Origin of the sequence: Microbacterium neungamense, from assembly GCF_024971095.1 — a bacterium.
In the GTDB taxonomy this organism is placed as follows: Bacteria; Actinomycetota; Actinomycetes; order Actinomycetales; family Microbacteriaceae; genus Microbacterium; species Microbacterium neungamense.
In genome coordinates this window covers 1,705,082-1,721,716 of the sequence record NZ_CP069717.1, presented here as the reverse complement: position 1 = coordinate 1,721,716, position 16,635 = coordinate 1,705,082, and the positions used below count along the sequence as shown (strand labels likewise).

18 protein-coding genes and 1 pseudogene are annotated in these 16,635 nt (G+C 72.8%); 18 read left to right on the top strand and 1 reads right to left on the bottom strand.

Translation table 11 applies throughout. The annotated features are described in order from the left end of the window. Positions 1–11: 11 nt before the first annotated feature. On the bottom strand, positions 12–614 hold the full coding sequence (locus JSY13_RS08335) for a hypothetical protein (RefSeq protein ID WP_259606251.1): 603 nt from the start codon (positions 612–614) through the stop codon (positions 12–14). A gap of 6 nt (positions 615–620) precedes the next feature. Here JSY13_RS08335 and JSY13_RS08330 point away from each other — a divergent pair, with 6 nt between their 5' ends. The 18 genes and pseudogenes from JSY13_RS08330 (at position 621) to der (ending at position 16,616) form a co-directional block, all read left to right on the top strand. After that, positions 621–1,448 carry a hypothetical protein gene (locus JSY13_RS08330; protein ID WP_259606250.1) on the top strand — a complete coding sequence of 276 codons (828 nt, stop codon included), beginning with the start codon at positions 621–623 and terminating at the stop codon, positions 1,446–1,448. Next, on the top strand, positions 1,448–2,482 hold the full coding sequence (locus JSY13_RS08325) for an HAD-IIA family hydrolase (RefSeq protein ID WP_259606249.1): 1,035 nt from the start codon (positions 1,448–1,450) through the stop codon (positions 2,480–2,482). The genes JSY13_RS08330 and JSY13_RS08325 overlap by 1 nt, the downstream gene beginning before the upstream one ends. Positions 2,483–2,525: 43 nt before the next feature. Further along, positions 2,526–2,690, top strand: coding sequence for a hypothetical protein (locus JSY13_RS08320; RefSeq protein ID WP_259606248.1), 165 nt, complete (start codon positions 2,526–2,528; stop codon positions 2,688–2,690). After that, complete coding sequence (locus tag JSY13_RS08315; protein ID WP_259606247.1) at positions 2,687–3,484, top strand: TlyA family RNA methyltransferase; 798 nt, start codon at positions 2,687–2,689, stop codon at positions 3,482–3,484. Before JSY13_RS08320 ends, JSY13_RS08315 begins: the two co-directional genes overlap by 4 nt. Continuing rightward, positions 3,481–4,395 (top strand): NAD kinase, encoded by a 915-nt coding sequence (locus JSY13_RS08310; protein WP_259606246.1) that lies wholly within the window; start codon positions 3,481–3,483, stop codon positions 4,393–4,395. The genes JSY13_RS08315 and JSY13_RS08310 overlap by 4 nt, the downstream gene beginning before the upstream one ends. Next, positions 4,392–6,071: a DNA repair protein RecN gene (gene recN / locus JSY13_RS08305; protein ID WP_259606245.1), complete on the top strand. Its 1,680-nt coding sequence runs from the start codon at positions 4,392–4,394 to the stop codon at positions 6,069–6,071. Before JSY13_RS08310 ends, recN begins: the two co-directional genes overlap by 4 nt. A 64-nt stretch (positions 6,072–6,135) precedes the next feature. Beyond that, entirely contained in the window at positions 6,136–6,294 is a 159-nt protein-coding gene (locus JSY13_RS08300) for a hypothetical protein (RefSeq protein ID WP_259606244.1), read from the top strand. 33 nt (positions 6,295–6,327) lie between these two features. Next, positions 6,328–6,651: a GH32 C-terminal domain-containing protein gene (locus JSY13_RS08295; RefSeq protein ID WP_259606243.1), complete on the top strand. Its 324-nt coding sequence runs from the start codon at positions 6,328–6,330 to the stop codon at positions 6,649–6,651. A gap of 48 nt (positions 6,652–6,699) precedes the next feature. Next, positions 6,700–8,397, top strand: a complete 1,698-nt coding sequence (gene pyrG, locus JSY13_RS08290) for a CTP synthase (RefSeq protein ID WP_432806400.1) — start codon at positions 6,700–6,702, stop codon at positions 8,395–8,397. Further along, positions 8,390–9,037, top strand: coding sequence for an NUDIX domain-containing protein (locus JSY13_RS08285; protein ID WP_259606242.1), 648 nt, complete (start codon positions 8,390–8,392; stop codon positions 9,035–9,037). The genes pyrG and JSY13_RS08285 overlap by 8 nt, the downstream gene beginning before the upstream one ends. A 1-nt stretch (position 9,038) precedes the next feature. Then, on the top strand, positions 9,039–9,941 hold the full coding sequence (gene xerD / locus JSY13_RS08280) for a site-specific tyrosine recombinase XerD (protein ID WP_259606241.1): 903 nt from the start codon (positions 9,039–9,041) through the stop codon (positions 9,939–9,941). A 113-nt stretch (positions 9,942–10,054) separates the two neighbouring features. Continuing rightward, a complete protein-coding gene (locus tag JSY13_RS08275; RefSeq protein WP_259606240.1) occupies positions 10,055–10,936 on the top strand; it encodes a ParA family protein in 882 nt (293 codons plus the stop codon). Beyond that, positions 10,920–11,804, top strand: coding sequence for a segregation and condensation protein A (locus tag JSY13_RS08270; RefSeq protein WP_259606239.1), 885 nt, complete (start codon positions 10,920–10,922; stop codon positions 11,802–11,804). The genes JSY13_RS08275 and JSY13_RS08270 overlap by 17 nt, the downstream gene beginning before the upstream one ends. A 10-nt stretch (positions 11,805–11,814) precedes the next feature. Further along, the gene (scpB, locus tag JSY13_RS08265) at positions 11,815–12,453 is read left to right on the top strand and encodes an SMC-Scp complex subunit ScpB (protein ID WP_259606238.1); all 639 of its coding nucleotides are present in this window, start codon (positions 11,815–11,817) and stop codon (positions 12,451–12,453) included. Further along, positions 12,450–13,274, top strand: coding sequence for a pseudouridine synthase (locus tag JSY13_RS08260; protein WP_259606237.1), 825 nt, complete (start codon positions 12,450–12,452; stop codon positions 13,272–13,274). The genes scpB and JSY13_RS08260 overlap by 4 nt, the downstream gene beginning before the upstream one ends. Next, on the top strand, positions 13,271–14,413 hold the full coding sequence (locus JSY13_RS08255) for a prephenate dehydrogenase (protein ID WP_432806399.1): 1,143 nt from the start codon (positions 13,271–13,273) through the stop codon (positions 14,411–14,413). Before JSY13_RS08260 ends, JSY13_RS08255 begins: the two co-directional genes overlap by 4 nt. Further along, positions 14,406–15,104 (top strand): (d)CMP kinase, encoded by a 699-nt coding sequence (cmk, locus tag JSY13_RS08250; protein ID WP_259606236.1) that lies wholly within the window; start codon positions 14,406–14,408, stop codon positions 15,102–15,104. The genes JSY13_RS08255 and cmk overlap by 8 nt, the downstream gene beginning before the upstream one ends. Continuing rightward, positions 15,097–16,616, top strand: a pseudogene (gene der / locus JSY13_RS08245) (ribosome biogenesis GTPase Der). The gene cmk and the pseudogene der overlap by 8 nt, the downstream one beginning before the upstream one ends. The last annotated feature ends 19 nt before the right edge of the window (positions 16,617–16,635 follow it).

The following is a 16,635-nucleotide window of genomic DNA, read 5'->3' as shown; positions in this document are numbered from 1 at the left end:
GCCATCTTGCGTTAACAAGACAACAGGGAGTCAGAATGTCGGAAGATCAGCGAGACCGTCGCGAGAACGCGGACGGAGCCGCGGACCGGCGTTCGGGCTCTGACCGGGCGCGCATGCCGCGCTTCTCCGATGCCGGCAAGCGTCGCCCGCAGGGTGATCGCGACCGGAACGCCTCCGACCGCGGTGAGCGGGGAACGGGTGAGCGCCGTCCCTACGGTGAGCGTAAGCCGTCGGGCGAACGGCGCCCGTACGGCGACCGGAATCAGTCCGGTGGGCGCCGTCCGTTCGGTGACCGGAATCAGTCCGGTGGGCGCCGTCCGTTCGGCGACCGCGCCGCATCCGGTGAACGCCGTCCGTACGGCAACCGGAACCAGTCCGGTGGGCGCCGTCCGTACGGTGACCGGAATCAGTCCGGTGGGCGCCGTCCGTTCGGTGACCGGAACCAGTCCGGCGAACGTCGCCCATACGGCGACCGGAACCAGTCCGGCGAGCGCCGTTCCTACGGCGACCGGAACCAGTCCGGCGAACGTCGCCCATACGGCGACCGCAAGCCCTCGGGCGAACGGCGCGGATTCCCGCAGCGCGGCGGCGCGGACCGCCCCCGCAACGAGCACGCTCCCGTGCGCGAGCGCGTTCCCGAGCCGCCGCTGCCCGAGGACATCACGCCCAAGGACCTGCATCCGGCCGCGCGCAACGAGCTGAAGACGCTGAGCAAGGAGAACGCCGAGCAGGTGGCCCGGCACCTGGCGATGGCCTCGCGGCTCATCGACGACGACCCGCAGCGCGCGCACGAGCACGCCCTCGCGGCATCCCGGCGCGCCGGTCGCGTCGCCGTCGTGCGGGAGACACTCGGCATCACCGCCTACGCACTGGGCGACTTCGCCCTCGCCCTGCGCGAACTGCGCACCTACCGCCGCATCTCCGGGCGCGACGATCAGATCGCCCTCATCGTCGACAGCGAGCGCGGCGTCGGCCGCCCCGACCGCGCGCTCGAGGAGGGCCGCGCCGTGGACCGCGCGTCCCTTCCGGTCGAGGTCCGCGTGGCCCTGGCGATCGCCATGTCCGGCGCCCGGCTCGACCGCGGCGAGACCGAGCTCGCGCTCGGCGAGCTCGAGATCCCCGAGCTCGACCCGAACCTCGCATTCGCGTGGAGTCCCGCTCTGTTCGCCGCCCGTGCCGCCGTCCTCGAGGACCTCGGCCGGACCGAGGAGGCCGCGTTCTGGACCGAACGGGCCGAGGTCGCGGCATCCGCCCTCGGGCTCGAGGACGACGAGGACGAGATCGTCGTCGAGGACGGACTCGTCGAGGACGGACTCGTCGAGGACGAGGGCCACGCCGACGCGAGCGAGGCCGGCGCGGAGGAAGGGACGACGCTTCGACAGGCTCAGCGTCCGGAACCGGCTCAGCGTCCGGAAGAGGCTCAGCGTCCGGAGGAGGGGGAGGCCTGATGGGGCTGTTCCGCCGCAGCACCCCGCCGACCCCGCTGACCGGGCGGGACGCCGTCCTCGCCGACCTCGACGGCGTCGTGTACGCCGGCCCCGGGCCGCTGCCGCACGCCGTGGAGAGCCTGAACCGCGCCGCCGAGGCCGTGCGGCTCGGCTACATCACGAACAACGCGGCCCGCACGGATGCCTCGGTCGCCGCACACCTGCGCGAACTCGGCCTCGACGTGCGGCCCGACGATGTGATCACCAGCCCGCAGGCGGCGATGCGGCTCCTCGCCGACATCGTCCCGCCGCCGGCGACCCTTCTCGTCGTGGGCGGCGACGGCCTCGTGCACGAGGCCGAGAAGGCCGGGTACACCGTCACGCGCAGCGCGCAGGACGGACCCGACGCCGTGGTGCAGGGCTTCGCCCCGCACGTCTCCTGGACCGACCTCGCCGAGGCCGCCTTCGCCCTCAAGCAGCCCGAGGACGAGGGCGGCATCCCGTGGATCGCCACCAACACCGACTGGACCATCCCGCAGCAGCGCGGCGTCGCCCCCGGCAACGGCACCCTGGTCTCCGCCGTGCACACCGCGATCGGCAGGCTCGCGACCGTCGCCGGCAAGCCCGAGACCCCGATCTTCGAGGAGGCGATCGCCCGCTTCGGCGCCGCCAACCCGCTCTTCATCGGCGACCGGCTCGACACCGACATCCTCGGCGCCTGCCGCGCCGGCATCGACTCCGCGCTCGTGCTCACCGGCATCGACCGTCCCAAGCACGTCCTCGCCGCGCCGCAGGGCTCGCGTCCGACCTACATCCTCGGCGACCTGCGCGAACTGCACGAGCCCTACCCGCAGACCGTCGAGAAGAACGGCGTGTTCACGGTCAACGGCGCATCCGTGCGCGTCACCGGCGCCGAGGTCGAGATCGTCGCGGAGGGATCGGCGCAGATCGACCTGCTGCGCGCGGGCGCCGCGGCGATCTGGGCCACCGGGGCCGCGATCTACGTGTTCGACGTCCCCGAGCGTCTGTACGCGGACCCTTTCCACAGGCCCTGAGCGTCACCCCGCCCGCCCTCGCAGCGCGGGATACAGTGGACGGATGGACGACACCGCCGAGCCCGACGCCCGCCGCGTCGACGAGCCCACGGACGCGCTGTGGAGTCGCCTTCGCCTCATCGAAGGCCAGCCGCTGGCCGCGCGCGCCGAGGCGTACTCCGCGCTGCACGACGAGCTGATGAAGCGCCTCGACAGCGGGCCACGGTGACCCGCCTCGACGCCGCACTCGCCGCCCGCGGCCTCGCACGCTCACGGACCCATGCCGCGGCGCTGATCGCCGACGGCATGGTGCGCGTCGACGGGCGCCCCGCCGTGAAGCCGTCCCTGCAGGTGTCCGACGATGCACGGCTCACCGTCGACGGCGCCGACCAGTACGTCAGCCGCGCCGCGCACAAGCTCATCGCCGCGCTCGACGGGTTCCGGATCCCGGTCGCGGGCCGGCTCGCCCTCGACATGGGAGCCTCCACCGGAGGCTTCTCCCAGGTGCTCCGCGAGCGCGGCGCCCGGCGCGTCCTCGCCGTCGACGTCGGGCACGGTCAGCTCGCGGCATCCGTCGCGGCGGACCCGGGCGTCGTCGCTGTCGAGGGCTACAACGTCCGGCACATGACCCCGGAGAACCTCGCCGCCGCCACCGGCGAATCAGCGGCGCCCGACCTCGTCACGGGGGACCTCTCCTTCATCTCGCTCGAGCTCGTGCTGCCCGCCGTCGCGGCGGTGGCGGCGACGGATGCCGACGTGGTGCTGCTCGTCAAGCCGCAGTTCGAGGTCGGACGCACCGCGGTGCGCGGCGGGCTGGTCACCGATCCCGCCACCCGGGCCGACGCCGTCGCGCGCACGGTGTGGAGCGCGTGGGATGCCGGACTGGGCATGCTCGGCATCCTGCCCTCTCCGATCCTGGGCACCCGCGGGAACGCCGAGTACCTGGTGCACCTCGCTCCGGGCCGCGGCGAGGATCCGTCAGAATGGACGAAGCGGATCGACGAGCTGGCAGGAGGACGATGAACGAGCGCAGCATCCTGGTCGTCGCCCACGCCCACCGGGACGACACCGTGGCCGCCGCGCTGCGCGTGGTCGAAGCACTCCGCGCAGCCGGAGCCCGCCCCGTGGTCGCCCCCGGCGACCGGGAGGACCTCGGCGCCGTCGACCCGCGCTTCAGCGGCGTGGACGTGCTCGGCGCCGACGTCGAGGCGTCGGCGCTCGAACTCGCGATCGTCCTCGGCGGCGACGGCACCATCCTCCGCGCGGCCGAGCTCGTCCGGGGCACCGGTGCGCCGGTGCTCGGGATCAACATGGGTCACGTCGGATTCCTCGCCGAGATCGAGCGGGACGACATGGATGACGCGGTGCACCGCGTCATCGCACGCGACTACGAGGTCGAGGAGCGGCTCGCACTGTCCGTGCGGGTGAAGGACGCCGACGGCGCGGTCGTCTACGAGACCTGGGCGCTCAACGAGGCGACGGTGGAGAAGGCCAGCCGGGAGCGGATGATCGAGGTGGTCGTGGAGATCGACGGCCGCCCGTTGTCCACCTTCGGATGCGACGGCATGGTGGTGTCCACGCCGACCGGATCCACCGCGTACAACTTCTCCGCCGGCGGTCCGGTGATCTGGCCGTCGGTCGAGGCCATCGCGCTGGTGCCGCTCTCCGCCCACGCCCTGTTCGCCAAGCCGCTCGTGGTCGGCCCTGAAGCGGCCGTGGCGATCGAGATGCTCGAGCGGACCGACGGCACCGGCATCCTGTGGTGCGACGGACGGCGTTCGCACGAGCTGCCGCCGGGCGCGCGCGTCGTCGTGCGCCGCTCCTCCCAGCCGGTGCGGCTGGCGCGGCTGCATCCGGCCGCGTTCACGGACCGCCTGGTGCGCAAGTTCCAGCTCCCGGTGACCGGCTGGCGCGGACAGGGGGCGTCGGCGTGATCGACGAGATGCGCATCCGCGGCCTCGGCGTGATCGACGACGCCGTGCTGCCCCTCGGGCCCGGCTTCACCGCCGTCACCGGCGAGACCGGCGCCGGGAAGACCATGGTCGTCACCGGGCTCGGCCTGCTCCTCGGCGCTCGCGCCGACTCCGGCGCCGTGCGCGCCGGCGCCGCCCAGGCATCCGTCGCCGGCGTCTGGGTCGTCCCGCCGGAGGGGCGCGTCGCCGAGATCGTCGCGGATGCCGGCGGCGATCTCGAACCCGCCGGCGACGCCGCCGAACTGTACGTCTCGCGCACGCTCACCGCCGAAGGGCGCAGCCGGGCCAGCGTCGGCGGTCGCCCGGCTCCGGCCGGCGTGCTCTCCGCCCTGGCCGACGAGCTCGTCGTCGTGCACGGCCAGTCCGAACAGCTCCGGCTGCGATCCGCCGCCGCGCAGCGCGACGCGCTCGACCGATTCGGAGGAGCGGCCGTCACCGGCCCCCGCGCCGTCTACGCGGACGCCTACGCCCGGTGGCGGGAGCTGGAGGCCACGGTCGCCGACCTCACCGAGAACCGCGACCGCCGCGCCGAGGAGGCCGCCCGCCTGCGCGAGGACCTCGCGCAGATCGAGGCGATCGACCCGCAGCCGGGGGAGGACGTCGCCCTCACCGAGCGCGCCGAGCGGCTCAGCAACGCCGAGGAGCTGCGCCTGGCCGCCGCCCTCGCCCACGAGGCCCTCTCCAGCGAGAACGACGCCCCGGACGTGCAGGGCCTGCTGGCCGAGGCGCGACGCGCCCTGGAGCGCTCCTCCGACACGCAGCTGACCGCGATCGCAGAGGGCGTCGCCGAGATCGGGTACCGCGCCGCCGACCTCGCCGGCCAGCTCTCCGCCTACCTCGCCGACCTCGACGAGACCGGGCCGCACGAGCTCGCCGCCGTCGAGGAGCGTCGCGCGGCGCTGGCCACCCTCATCCGGCAGCACGGCTCGCTGGACACGGCGCTGGAGGTGTGGCGGACCGGATCGGCCCGGCTCGCCGAACTGGACGACGACGGCGACCGCATCGAGCGCCTGCAGGCCGAACGCGACGCCGCCCGCGCCGCGCTGGACGAGGCGGCCGCCGCGCTGACCGCCGCTCGATCCGCCGCGGCCGAGCGCCTCTCCGCCGCCGTCACCGAGGAGCTGCACGCCCTCGCCATGCCGGACGCCCGGCTCGAGGTGCGCGTCGCACCCGGCGCGGAGAGCTCCCACGGCCGCGACGACGTCGCGATCCTGCTCGCCCCGCACCCGGGCGCCGAGCCGCGTCCCGTGGCGCGCAGCGCCTCCGGCGGAGAGCTGTCGCGCGTCATGCTCGCGATCGAGGTCGTGATCGCCGGCACCGACCCCGTGCCGACCATCGTGTTCGACGAGGTGGACGCCGGAATCGGCGGCGCCGCGGCGATCGAGGTGGGGCGCCGGCTGGCACGGCTCGCCGAGACGTCGCAGGTCATCGCGGTCACGCATCTGGCGCAGGTCGCGGCGTTCGCCACGAACCACTTGTCCGTGGTGAAGTCGAACGACGGCGTGGTGACGGCCTCCAGCGTCCGCCGCCTCGAAGGCGAGGAGCGCGAGGCGGAGATGGCGCGGCTGCTGTCGGGTCTCACTGACTCGGATGCCGCGCTCACGCACGCCCGCGAGCTGCTCGACCTGCCCCGCTGAGACCCGCCCCGCTGAGACCCGCCCGGCTGCGCCTCAGCGCAGGTCGCGGACGGATTCCCGCACGATGAGCGGCATCGGCACCCGCTCGTGCGCGAGCTCCGGCCACGATCTCCGGCAGATCGCCGATGATGCCGATCCTGCGGTGCCCGCGCTCGAGGAGGTGGCGGACCACCGCCGCGCCGGCCTCCCGCTCCGCGGGCAGCACGTTCGGATGCTCCAGTGACGAGGAGCCGTTCACGATCACGAGCGGTAGATCGTGCTCGGGCACGACGACGCCGGGAACGGGGGCGTGCGGATCGCGTACGACGCGGAGTCCGGCGTCCTCACGCACGACCGGACCGGCGCGGGGACGGCCTTCCCGGACGCCTTCCGGACCGTGCAGCGGATGCCCGTCGGCGCGGGCCGTCGGCTGGCGTTCACGGCCTGGCTGGATGTCTCCTCCGTGGAGATCTTCGCCGACGGAGGCGTGTCGGTGCTCACCGATCTCACCGACGTGAAGGCCGGCGAACGGGTGTCCGTGCGCGGGCTCGGCGGGCCTGTCGAGCTGGAGCGGTTCGCGGTCGCCGCGCCGCGCGGCTGACCGTACGATCAGCCCGTTCGAGGGTGCGGGCTGATAGCATGGAAGCCCGTGACGGACATTTCTCGCGCGGACGCCCGCCCCTCGGCCGGGGACAAGACCACCAAGCACATCTTCGTGACGGGCGGTGTCGTCTCCTCGCTCGGAAAGGGCCTGACGGCCGCCAGTCTCGGCAACCTGCTCACCGCGCGCGGACTGCGCGTCGTGATGCAGAAGCTGGACCCGTACCTCAACGTGGACCCGGGCACCATGAACCCGTTCCAGCACGGCGAGGTGTTCGTCACGGACGACGGCGCCGAGACCGACCTCGACATCGGACATTACGAGCGCTTCCTCGACATCAACCTGTCCCAGGCCGCGAACGTCACCACCGGGCAGATCTATTCGCAGGTGATCGCGCGGGAGCGCCGCGGCGAGTACCTCGGCGACACCGTGCAGGTCATCCCGCACATCACGGACGAGATCAAGCGCCGGATGCGGCTGCAGGCCACCGAGGAGCCCCGGCCCGACGTCATCATCACCGAGGTGGGCGGCACCGTGGGCGACATCGAGTCGCAGCCGTTCCTGGAGGCCGCCCGTCAGCTGCGTCACGAGCTCGGCCGCGACAACGTGTTCTTCGCGCATGTGTCGCTGGTGCCGTTCATGGGCGCCTCCGGCGAGCAGAAGACCAAGCCCACGCAGCACTCCGTCGCCGCGCTGCGTCAGCTCGGCATCCAGCCGGACGCGCTCGTGCTGCGCAGCGACCGGCCGGTGAGCGAGAGCAACCGCAGCAAGATCGCGCTGATGTGCGACGTGGATGCCGAGGGCGTGGTGAACACCGTCGACCTGCCCAGCATCTACGACATCCCGTCGACGCTGAACGAGCAGGGCCTGGACTCGTACATCGTGCGCCGGCTGGGCCTGCAGGCCGGCGAGGTGGACTGGACGCGCTGGAACCGGGTGCTGCACGCCGTGCACAACCCGAAGACCGAGGTGACCATCGGCCTGGTCGGCAAGTACATCGACCTGCCGGACGCGTACCTGTCGGTGACCGAGGCGCTCCGCGCCGGCGGCTTCGCGCACGAGACCAAGGTCAACATCCGCTGGATCCCCTCCGACACCTGTCAGACGCCCGAGGGCGCCGCGAAGGCACTGGCCGACCTGGACGGCATCTGCGTGCCCGGCGGCTTCGGCATCCGCGGCATCGAGGGCAAGCTCGGCGCGCTGCGTTTCGCGCGCGAGCAGGGCATCCCCGCCCTGGGGCTGTGCCTGGGCCTGCAGTGCATGGTCATCGAGTACGCCCGCCACGTCGCCGGCATCGAGGGCGCCTCCTCGACCGAGTTCGACCCGGAGACCTCCGAGCCGGTGATCGCGACCATGGCGGAGCAGGTCGAGATCCTCGACGGCGGCGACCTGGGCGGGACCATGCGCCTCGGACTGTACGAGGCGGCACTGGCGGAGGGCTCGCTCGCGCGCGAGCTGTACGGCGAGGCGGTCGCCTCCGAGCGCCACCGCCACCGCTACGAGGTGAACAACACGTACCGGGACCGCCTGGCGGAGGCAGGCCTGGTGTTCTCCGGCCTGAACCCGGAGCTGGACCTCGTGGAGTACGTCGAGCTGCCGCGCGAGGTGCACCCGTTCTACATCGCCACGCAGGCCCACCCCGAGCTGCGCTCCCGGCCTACCGCGGCGCACCCGCTGTTCCGCGGGCTGGTCGGCGCGGCCATCGAGCGTCACCGCGCCAGCGAGCTGTTCCGCGACGATGAGTGACGCCGCCTCGGCCGCCGGTCTGCGTGACGAGCCGTTCCAGCCGGAGGTGCTGGAGAGCACCCTCGCGTACCGCGGAGCGGTGTGGGACGTCCGCGACGACCGGGTGCGCTACGGCGACGGCGAGATCCGCCGCCAGTACGTCGACCACACCGGCGCGGTCGCCGTGGTCGCCCTCGACGACGAGGGGCGGGTGCTGCTGATCCAGCAGTACCGGCATCCGATCCGCTGCCGCGACTGGGAGCTGCCCGCAGGACTCCTCGACGTGGAGGGCGAGGAGCCGCTGCTCGCCGCGCAGCGGGAGCTGGCCGAGGAGGCCGACATCGTCGCCGCCCACTGGGAGCCGCTGCTGTCGACGTACACCACCCCGGGCGGGAACAGCGAGATCATCCACGTCTTCCTCGCCACGGGGCTCGCGCGCGTGGATGCCGTGCACAGCCGGATCGACGAGGAGGCGGACATCCGGGTCGCCTGGGTGCCGCTGAGCGAGGCGGCCGACGCGGTGCTGGAAGGGCGGATGCGCAACGCGGTGCTCTCGATCGGCGTCCTCGCCGCGGAGCGCCGGCTCGGCGCCACGCGTACCGACGGCGGGGCATCCGCGTCCGGAAGCGCGCAGGGCGGGACGCGAGCCGGCGGGGCCTAGCGTGCAGCTCGACCGCGCGATCGACGCCTACCTGAGGCACATCACGATCGAGCGCGGCCTGTCCGCCCACACGGTCGCCGCCTACCGACGCGACCTCGACGGCTACCGCGACTGGCTGACGGAGCGCGGGATCGGCGACACCGCCGAGGTCACCGCATCCGTCATCGCCTCGTTCGTCGCCGAGCGGGCCGGGGCCGAGCCGCCGCCCGCGGCGACGAGCCTGGCCCGCCTGCAGTCCTCGGTGCGCGGCTGGCACCGCTTCCTCGCCCGCGAGGGCATCGAGCCGGACGACCCCTCCGGCCGGCTGCGGCCGCCGAAGACCCCGAAGCGGCTGCCCAAGGCCCTCACCATCGACCAAGTCGAGCGGCTGCTGGCCGCACCCCCCGCCGACGAGGCGATCGGCATCCGCGACCGCGCCCTGCTGGAGCTGCTGTACGCGACCGGAGCGCGGGTGTCGGAGGCGGTCGCGCTGGACGTGGACGACCTCGCCTACGGGGACGTGCTGCGGCTGCGGGGCAAGGGCGACAAGGAGCGGATCGTCCCGGTCGGCTCCTTCGCGCGCGCCGCGGTGGACGCCTACCTCACCCGGGTCCGCCCGGCGCTGGCGGCGAAGGGCAGGGCGACCGCGCGCCTGTTCCTCGGCGCCCGGGGCGCCCCGCTGTCCCGGCAGAGCGCGTGGCTGATCATCCGCGACGCCGCCGCCCGCGCGCAGATCAGCGCGGAGGTCTCGCCGCACACCCTGCGGCACTCCTTCGCGACCCACCTGCTGCAGGGCGGGGCGGACGTGCGGGTGGTGCAGGAGCTGCTCGGGCACGCCTCGGTGGCCACCACGCAGATCTACACGCACGTCTCGGTCGACACGCTCCGCGACGTCTACGCCACCTCGCATCCGCGCGCCCGCTGAGCGCCGCGTCCGTCGCCCGCCGGGAGGCGGATGCGGCGGATCGCCGCACACCGTCAGGGATCGACGGACGCGGGTCGCTACAATCGACCAAGCACGAGGGAGCAGGAGAACCGGTGGCGGAGAACGCGGCGAAGACGAGGACCAAGAAGGGCGACACCCCGATCGGACCGACCGGACGCCCGTACAACGGCTTCCCCATTCCGGCGCCCCTGGACTCGCACGGGCCGGCCCGCATCATCGCCCTGTGCAATCAGAAGGGCGGGGTCGGCAAGACCACCACCTCGATCAACCTCGCCGCCGCCCTCGCCGAGTACGGACGCAAGGTGCTCGCCGTCGACTTCGACCCCCAGGGCGCGCTGTCGGCAGGCCTGGGCATCCAGACCCACGACGTGCCCACGATCTACGACCTGCTGCTGGACACCAAGCGGGACGCGCACGACGCGATCGTGCACACCGCGGTGGACGGGCTGGACGTGATCCCGGCGAACATCGACCTTTCCGCGGCCGAGGTGCACCTGGTCAACGAGGTCGCCCGCGAGACGATCCTGTCCCGCGTGCTGCGGCAGGTCACCGGCGAATACGACGTCATCCTCATCGACTGCCAGCCGTCCCTCGGCCTGCTCACGGTGAACGCCCTCACCGCCGCGCACGGCGTGCTCATCCCGCTCGAGTGCGAGTTCTTCGCACTGCGCGGCGTCGCGCTGCTCATCGAGACGATCGACAAGGTGCGCGACCGGCTGAACCCGGCGATCACGCTGGACGGGCTGCTCGCCACGATGTACGACCCGCGCACCCTGCACTCCCGCGAGGTGCTGGAGCGGGTCGTGGAGGCGTTCGGCGACGACGTGCTGGAGACCGTGATCGGCCGCACCGTGAAGTTCCCGGATGCCTCGGTCTCGGGCGTTCCGATCACCGAGTTCGCGCCGGAGCACGCCGCCGCCCAGGCGTACCTGCGACTGGCGCGGGAGCTGGTCGCACGTGGCGCCGTCGCCTGACAGGGTTTCCGGGTCCGCCCCTGCGCCCGTCGAAGGGCCTGACGCTTCGACAGGCTCAGCGGACGCTTCGACAGGCTCAGCGTCCGATACCGGCTTCCGCGTCTCGCTCGGCAACTTCGACGGCCCGTTCGATCTGCTGCTGAACCTCATCTCCAAGCACGAGCTCGACATCACCGAGGTGTCGCTGAGCAAGGTCACCGACGAGTTCATCTCCTACCTGAAGGAGCTCGACGGCGACGAGGAGCTCGAGCAGGCCTCCGAGTTCCTCGTGGTCGCCGCCACGCTGCTGGACATGAAGGTCGCCGGACTCCTGCCGCAGGGCGAGCTGGTGGACGCCGAGGCGGTCGCGCTGCTCGAGGCGCGCGACCTGCTGTTCGCCCGCCTGCTGCAGTACCGCGCCTTCAAGGAGGTGTCCGTCTGGTTCGCCCGCTGCCTGCAGCGCGAGGAGCGCCGGCACGTGCGCGCCGTGCCGCTGGACGAGAAGCACCGCCGGAAGACCCCGGAGCTGGTGTGGACGCTCAGCAAGGAGGACTTCGCCGCGCTGGCGGTGCTGGCCTTCGCGCCCAAGGAGATCCCCACGGTCGGACTCGACCACCTGCACGCGCCGCTGGTCAGCATCCGCGAGCAGGCCGCCACCGTTGTGACGTTGCTGCGCAGCACCGAGTCGATGACCTTCCGCGAGCTGGTGTCGGGGGTGACCGAGCCGGGCATCGTCGTGGCACGGTTCATCTCGGTGCTGGAGCTGTACCGGCACGCCGCGCTGTCGTTCGAGCAGCTCGAGCCGCTGGGGGAGCTCACGCTGCGCTGGAGCGCGGAGAGCTGGTCGGATGAGATGCTCGCGACCCTGGGAGCCGACTATGACCGATGAAGGAGCGACCATGGACACGGACCCCGAGCCCGCCACGGACCCTGAGCTCGCTGCGGACCCTGAGCCCGTCGAAGGGTCCACCCAGCGCGCGGAGACGCCGCTCAGCGAGCGCGTCGAGGCGATCCTGCTGATCGTGGACGAGCCGATCGGCCTCGTCGCCCTGGCCGCGGCCGTCGGCGCGCCCGTGCCCGCCGTGCGGCAGACCCTGGAGCGGCTCGTGGCGGACTACGACGGGGGCGGGGACGGCCCGCGTCGCGGCTTCGAACTGCGCGAGGTCGGCGGCGGCTGGCGGCTGTACGTGCGCGAGGACCACGACGACCTCGTCGCCGAGTTCGTCGGCGGGCAGGCGCCGGCACGGCTCTCGCAGGCGGCGCTGGAGACGCTGGCCGTGATCGCCTACAAGCAGCCGGTCACCCGCGGCCAGGTGGCCTCGATCCGCGCCGTGAACGTCGACTCCGTAGTGCGCACGCTGCTCGCGCGCGGCCTGATCACGGAGCTGTTCGCGGATGCCGAGACCGGCGCGATCAACTACGGCACCACGGACGCCTTCCTGCAGCACCTCGGCATCAACTCCCTCGACGAGCTGCCGCCGATCTCCCCGCTGCTGGACGACGGGGCCAACGGGTTCGACGAGGTGATCGCGCGATGAGCGGCGGCACGGGCCTCGAGGGCGGGGCTGAGGGCGTCCGCCTGCAGAAGGCGCTGGCGAACGCCGGGGTCGCCTCCCGCCGGGTGATCGAGCAGTACATCGTCGAGGGCCGCATCCGCGTGAACGGGCGGACGGTCACCGAGCTCGGCACCCGCATCGACCCCGAGCACGACCTCGTCGACGTCGACGGCACCGCGGTGCAGCTGGACGTGTCGAAGCGCTACGTGATGCTGAACAAGCCCACCGGCGTGGTCAGCTCCCTGCGCGACGAGAAGGGCCGGCCGGACCTGCGCCGCTTCACGAAGGAGTGGCCGGAGCGGCTGTACAACGTGGGCAGGCTCGATGCCGACACCAGCGGCCTGCTCATCCTCACCAACGACGGGGAGCTCGCGCACGTGCTCGCGCACCCGTCCTTCGGCGTCACCAAGGTGTACATCGCGAAGGTGGCAGGCACCGTCACCCCGCACACGATCGCCCGGCTCACCCGCGGCATCGACCTCGAGGACGGGCCGATCGCGGCCGACAAGGCGCGGCTGCTGGACACCTCCTCCGGTGGCGGCAGGCCGTCCAGCCTGGTGGAGCTGACCCTGCACTCCGGACGCAACCGCATCGTGCGCCGGATGATGGCGGCGGTCGGGCATCCGGTGCTCGAGCTGGTGCGCCGGCAGTTCGGGCCGCTGCACCTGGGAACTCTCCCGGCGGGGAGGACGAGGGAGCTGACTAAGATCGAACGCGGCGCGCTGCTGACCCTCGCGCGCCAGGATCCCTCTACGGACGCGTCGTCGAGCCGCGAGCAGGGCAGCGTGCAGGAGACCGAGTGAGCGATACCATCCCGTCGCGCGAGAGCGAACGAGCGCGTGCGGCGCAGGTCGCCCCACGCCTGTCGGGGACCGTGCGCATCGTCGGCGCCGGCCTGCTCGGGTCGAGCATCGGCCACGCGCTGCGCGCCAAGGGCGTGGACGTGGTGCTCGCGGATGCCTCGCCGGCACAGCTGCGGCTCGCCATCGACTACGGCGCCGGCCGTGCGGCGCGGGACGACGACCGCCCGGCGCTGATCGTGGTGGCAGTGCCGCCGGACGTGACCGCCGACGTCATCGAGGCGGAGCTGGAGCGGTACCCGGATGCGGTGGTGACCGATGTGGCCAGCGTGAAGCTGGAGCCGCTGCACGAGCTGCGCCGTCGCGGCGTCGACCTCACCCGCTACATCGGCTCGCATCCGCTCGCCGGCCGGGAGCGGGGCGGGGCGATCTCCGCCCGCGCCGACCTGTTCATCGGGCGTCCGTGGGTGGTCTGCCGCGACGAGGAGACCCGCCCGGCCGACCTCGCGCTCGTGGAGGACCTCGCCCTCGACCTCGGCGCCATGCCGCTGGAGATGACCCCGGAGGAGCACGACCGCTCGGTCGCCCTCACCTCGCACGTGCCGCAGGTGGTCGCCAGCCTGCTCGCCGCTCGCCTCGCCGCCGCCGACGAGGGCGCGCTGCGGCTGGCGGGTCAGGGCGTGCGCGACACCACCCGCATCGCGGCGTCCGCCCCCGAGCTGTGGGTGCAGATCCTCGGCGCGAACGCCGAGCCGGTTGTCGAGGTGCTCGACGCGTTCGCCGAGGACCTGCGCGAGGTGGCGGAGGCGCTGCGCGCGCCGGAGGCCGCAGGCGCCCGCCGCACCGTCGCCGACGCGATCCGCCGCGGCAACGACGGCGTGGAGCGGCTGCCCGGCAAGCACGGCCAGAACCGCCGGTTCGAGAAGCTCGTCGTCATGGTCGACGACACCCCCGGCCAGCTCGGCCGGCTGTTCGGCGAACTGGGCGAGCTGGGCGTGAACGTGGAGGACCTGCGGCTCGAGCACTCGCCGGGCGCGCAGTTCGGCCTCGCCGAGATCAGCGTCGAGCCGGCCGCGCTGCGCGGCGCGATCGAGGGTCTGGAGCAGCGCGGATGGCGGATCGCGGGAGACACGAATGAATGAGCACACGGTCGATCTCATCGCGATCGACGGCCCGGCCGGGTCCGGCAAGTCCAGCGTCTCGAAGGAGATCGCCCGCCGCCTCGGCTACGGCTACCTGGACACCGGGGCCGCGTACCGGGCTCTCGCCTGGCACGTGCTGGAGCGCGGCGCGGACACCGAGGACGCCGAGGCGGTGCGCGCCGCGGCATCCGATTTCCCGCTCCGGCAGGGACTGGACCCGGACGACCGCCGCGTGCTCGTCGGCGACACCGAGGTGACCGACGCGATCCGCGAGTCGCGGGTGTCGGCGGCGGTGAGCGGCGTGGCGCGCGTGCCCGAGGTGCGCGTGCAGGTGAACGAGATGTTCCGGCGCATCGTCGCGGAGGCGCCGTATCCGGCGGTCGTCGTCGAGGGCCGCGACATCACGACCGTGGTGGCACCGGATGCCCCGGTGCGCATCCTGCTGACCGCGGCGCCCGAGGTGCGCGCCGCGCGCCGGGCGAACGAGCTGGGCGCGGAGAACGCGTCCGCCGTCGCGGAGGCGCTGCACAAGCGCGACGCACGCGACAGCACCGTGGTCGACTTCCTCACCGCCGCGCCGGGCGTGGATGTGGTGGACTCGACCGCACTGGACTTTCCGCAGACCGTCGAGGCCGTGCTCGCGGTGATCGAGCGACGATGCGGCGATGGAAGAGGAGTGGACAATGGCTGAGGACGAGTACGAGGGCGCGCCCGATCATCTCGCCGAGAAGATGGCGGAGCTCGACGAGGACCTCGCCGAGCAGCGGGCCGAGGCGCTGCGCGCCTCCCTCGCGGACTACGAGCTCGACGAGGACGACGCCGAGCTGCTCGAGGGCTCGGTGCTCGGCGAGGACGGCATCGAGTACCTCCCCGCGCTGCCGGTGGTGGCGATCGTCGGGCGGCCGAACGTCGGCAAGTCGGCGCTGGTGAACCGCATCCTCGGTCGCCGCGAGGCCGTCGTCGAGGACACCCCCGGCGTGACGCGCGACCGCGTGACGTACAAGGCCGAGTGGATGGACCGGCGGTTCTCGCTCGTCGACACCGGCGGGTGGGAGCCGGATGCCCGCGGCATCGACCGCTCGGTCGCCGCGCAGGCGGAGGTCGCGATCGACCTGTCGGACGTGGTGCTGTTCGTGGTGGACGCCATGGTCGGCGCCACCTCGACGGACGAGCACGTCGTGCGGCTGCTGCGCAAGAGCGGCAAGCCGGTGTTCCTCGTCGCCAACAAGATCGACGACGCGCGGCAGGAGCCGGAGGCCGCCGCGCTGTGGAACCTCGGGCTCGGCGAGCCGTACCCGGTGTCGGCGATGCACGGGCGCGGTGTGGCCGATCTGCTCGACGCCGTGATGGCGAAGCTGCCGGAGGTGTCGGCGGTCGCGAAGCAGGAGATCGGCGGACCGCGCCGCGTGGCGATCCTCGGCCGGCCGAACGTGGGCAAGTCATCGCTGCTGAACAAGGCCGCGGGGGAGGAGCGCGTGGTCGTCAACGACCTCGCCGGCACCACCCGCGACCCCGTCGACGAGGTCGTCGAGCTGGGCGGCAAGATGTGGCGCCTGGTCGACACCGCCGGCATCCGCCGCCGCGTGCACCTGCAGCAGGGTGCCGACTTCTATGCGTCGCTGCGCACCTCGACGGCGCTGGAGAAGGCCGAGGTCGCCGTCGTCGTGCTGGATGTGAGCCAGTCGATCAGCGTGCAGGACCTCAACATCATCGACATGGTGCTCGAGTCCGGGCGCGCGCTGGTGCTCGCGTTCAACAAGTGGGACCTGCTGAATACGCCGGAGTACGAGGACCAGGACCGCCGCCGCTATCTGGAGCGGGAGATCGAGCAGGATCTCGCCCACGTCGCGTGGGCGCCGCGGGTGAACATCTCCGCGAAGACCGGACGTCACCTGGACAAGCTGGTGCCGGCTCTGGAGAAGGCGCTGGAGAACTGGGACCGCCGCATCCCGACCGGGAAGTTCAACGCGTTCCTCACCGAGCTGGTCGCCGAGCATCCGCACCCGCTGCGCGGGGCAAGCAGCCGCGCATCCTGTTCGGCACCCAGGCGTCCACCCGTCCGCCGACCTTCGTGCTGTTCACGACCGGGTTCCTCGACCCGGGGTACCGCCGGTTCATCCAGCGGCGCCTGCGCGAGCTGTACGAGTTCGAGGGCACGCCGATCGTCATCAACATGCGGGTCCGCGAGCGCCGCCAGCGCTAGCGCTCCCGTCTCCTCGGCT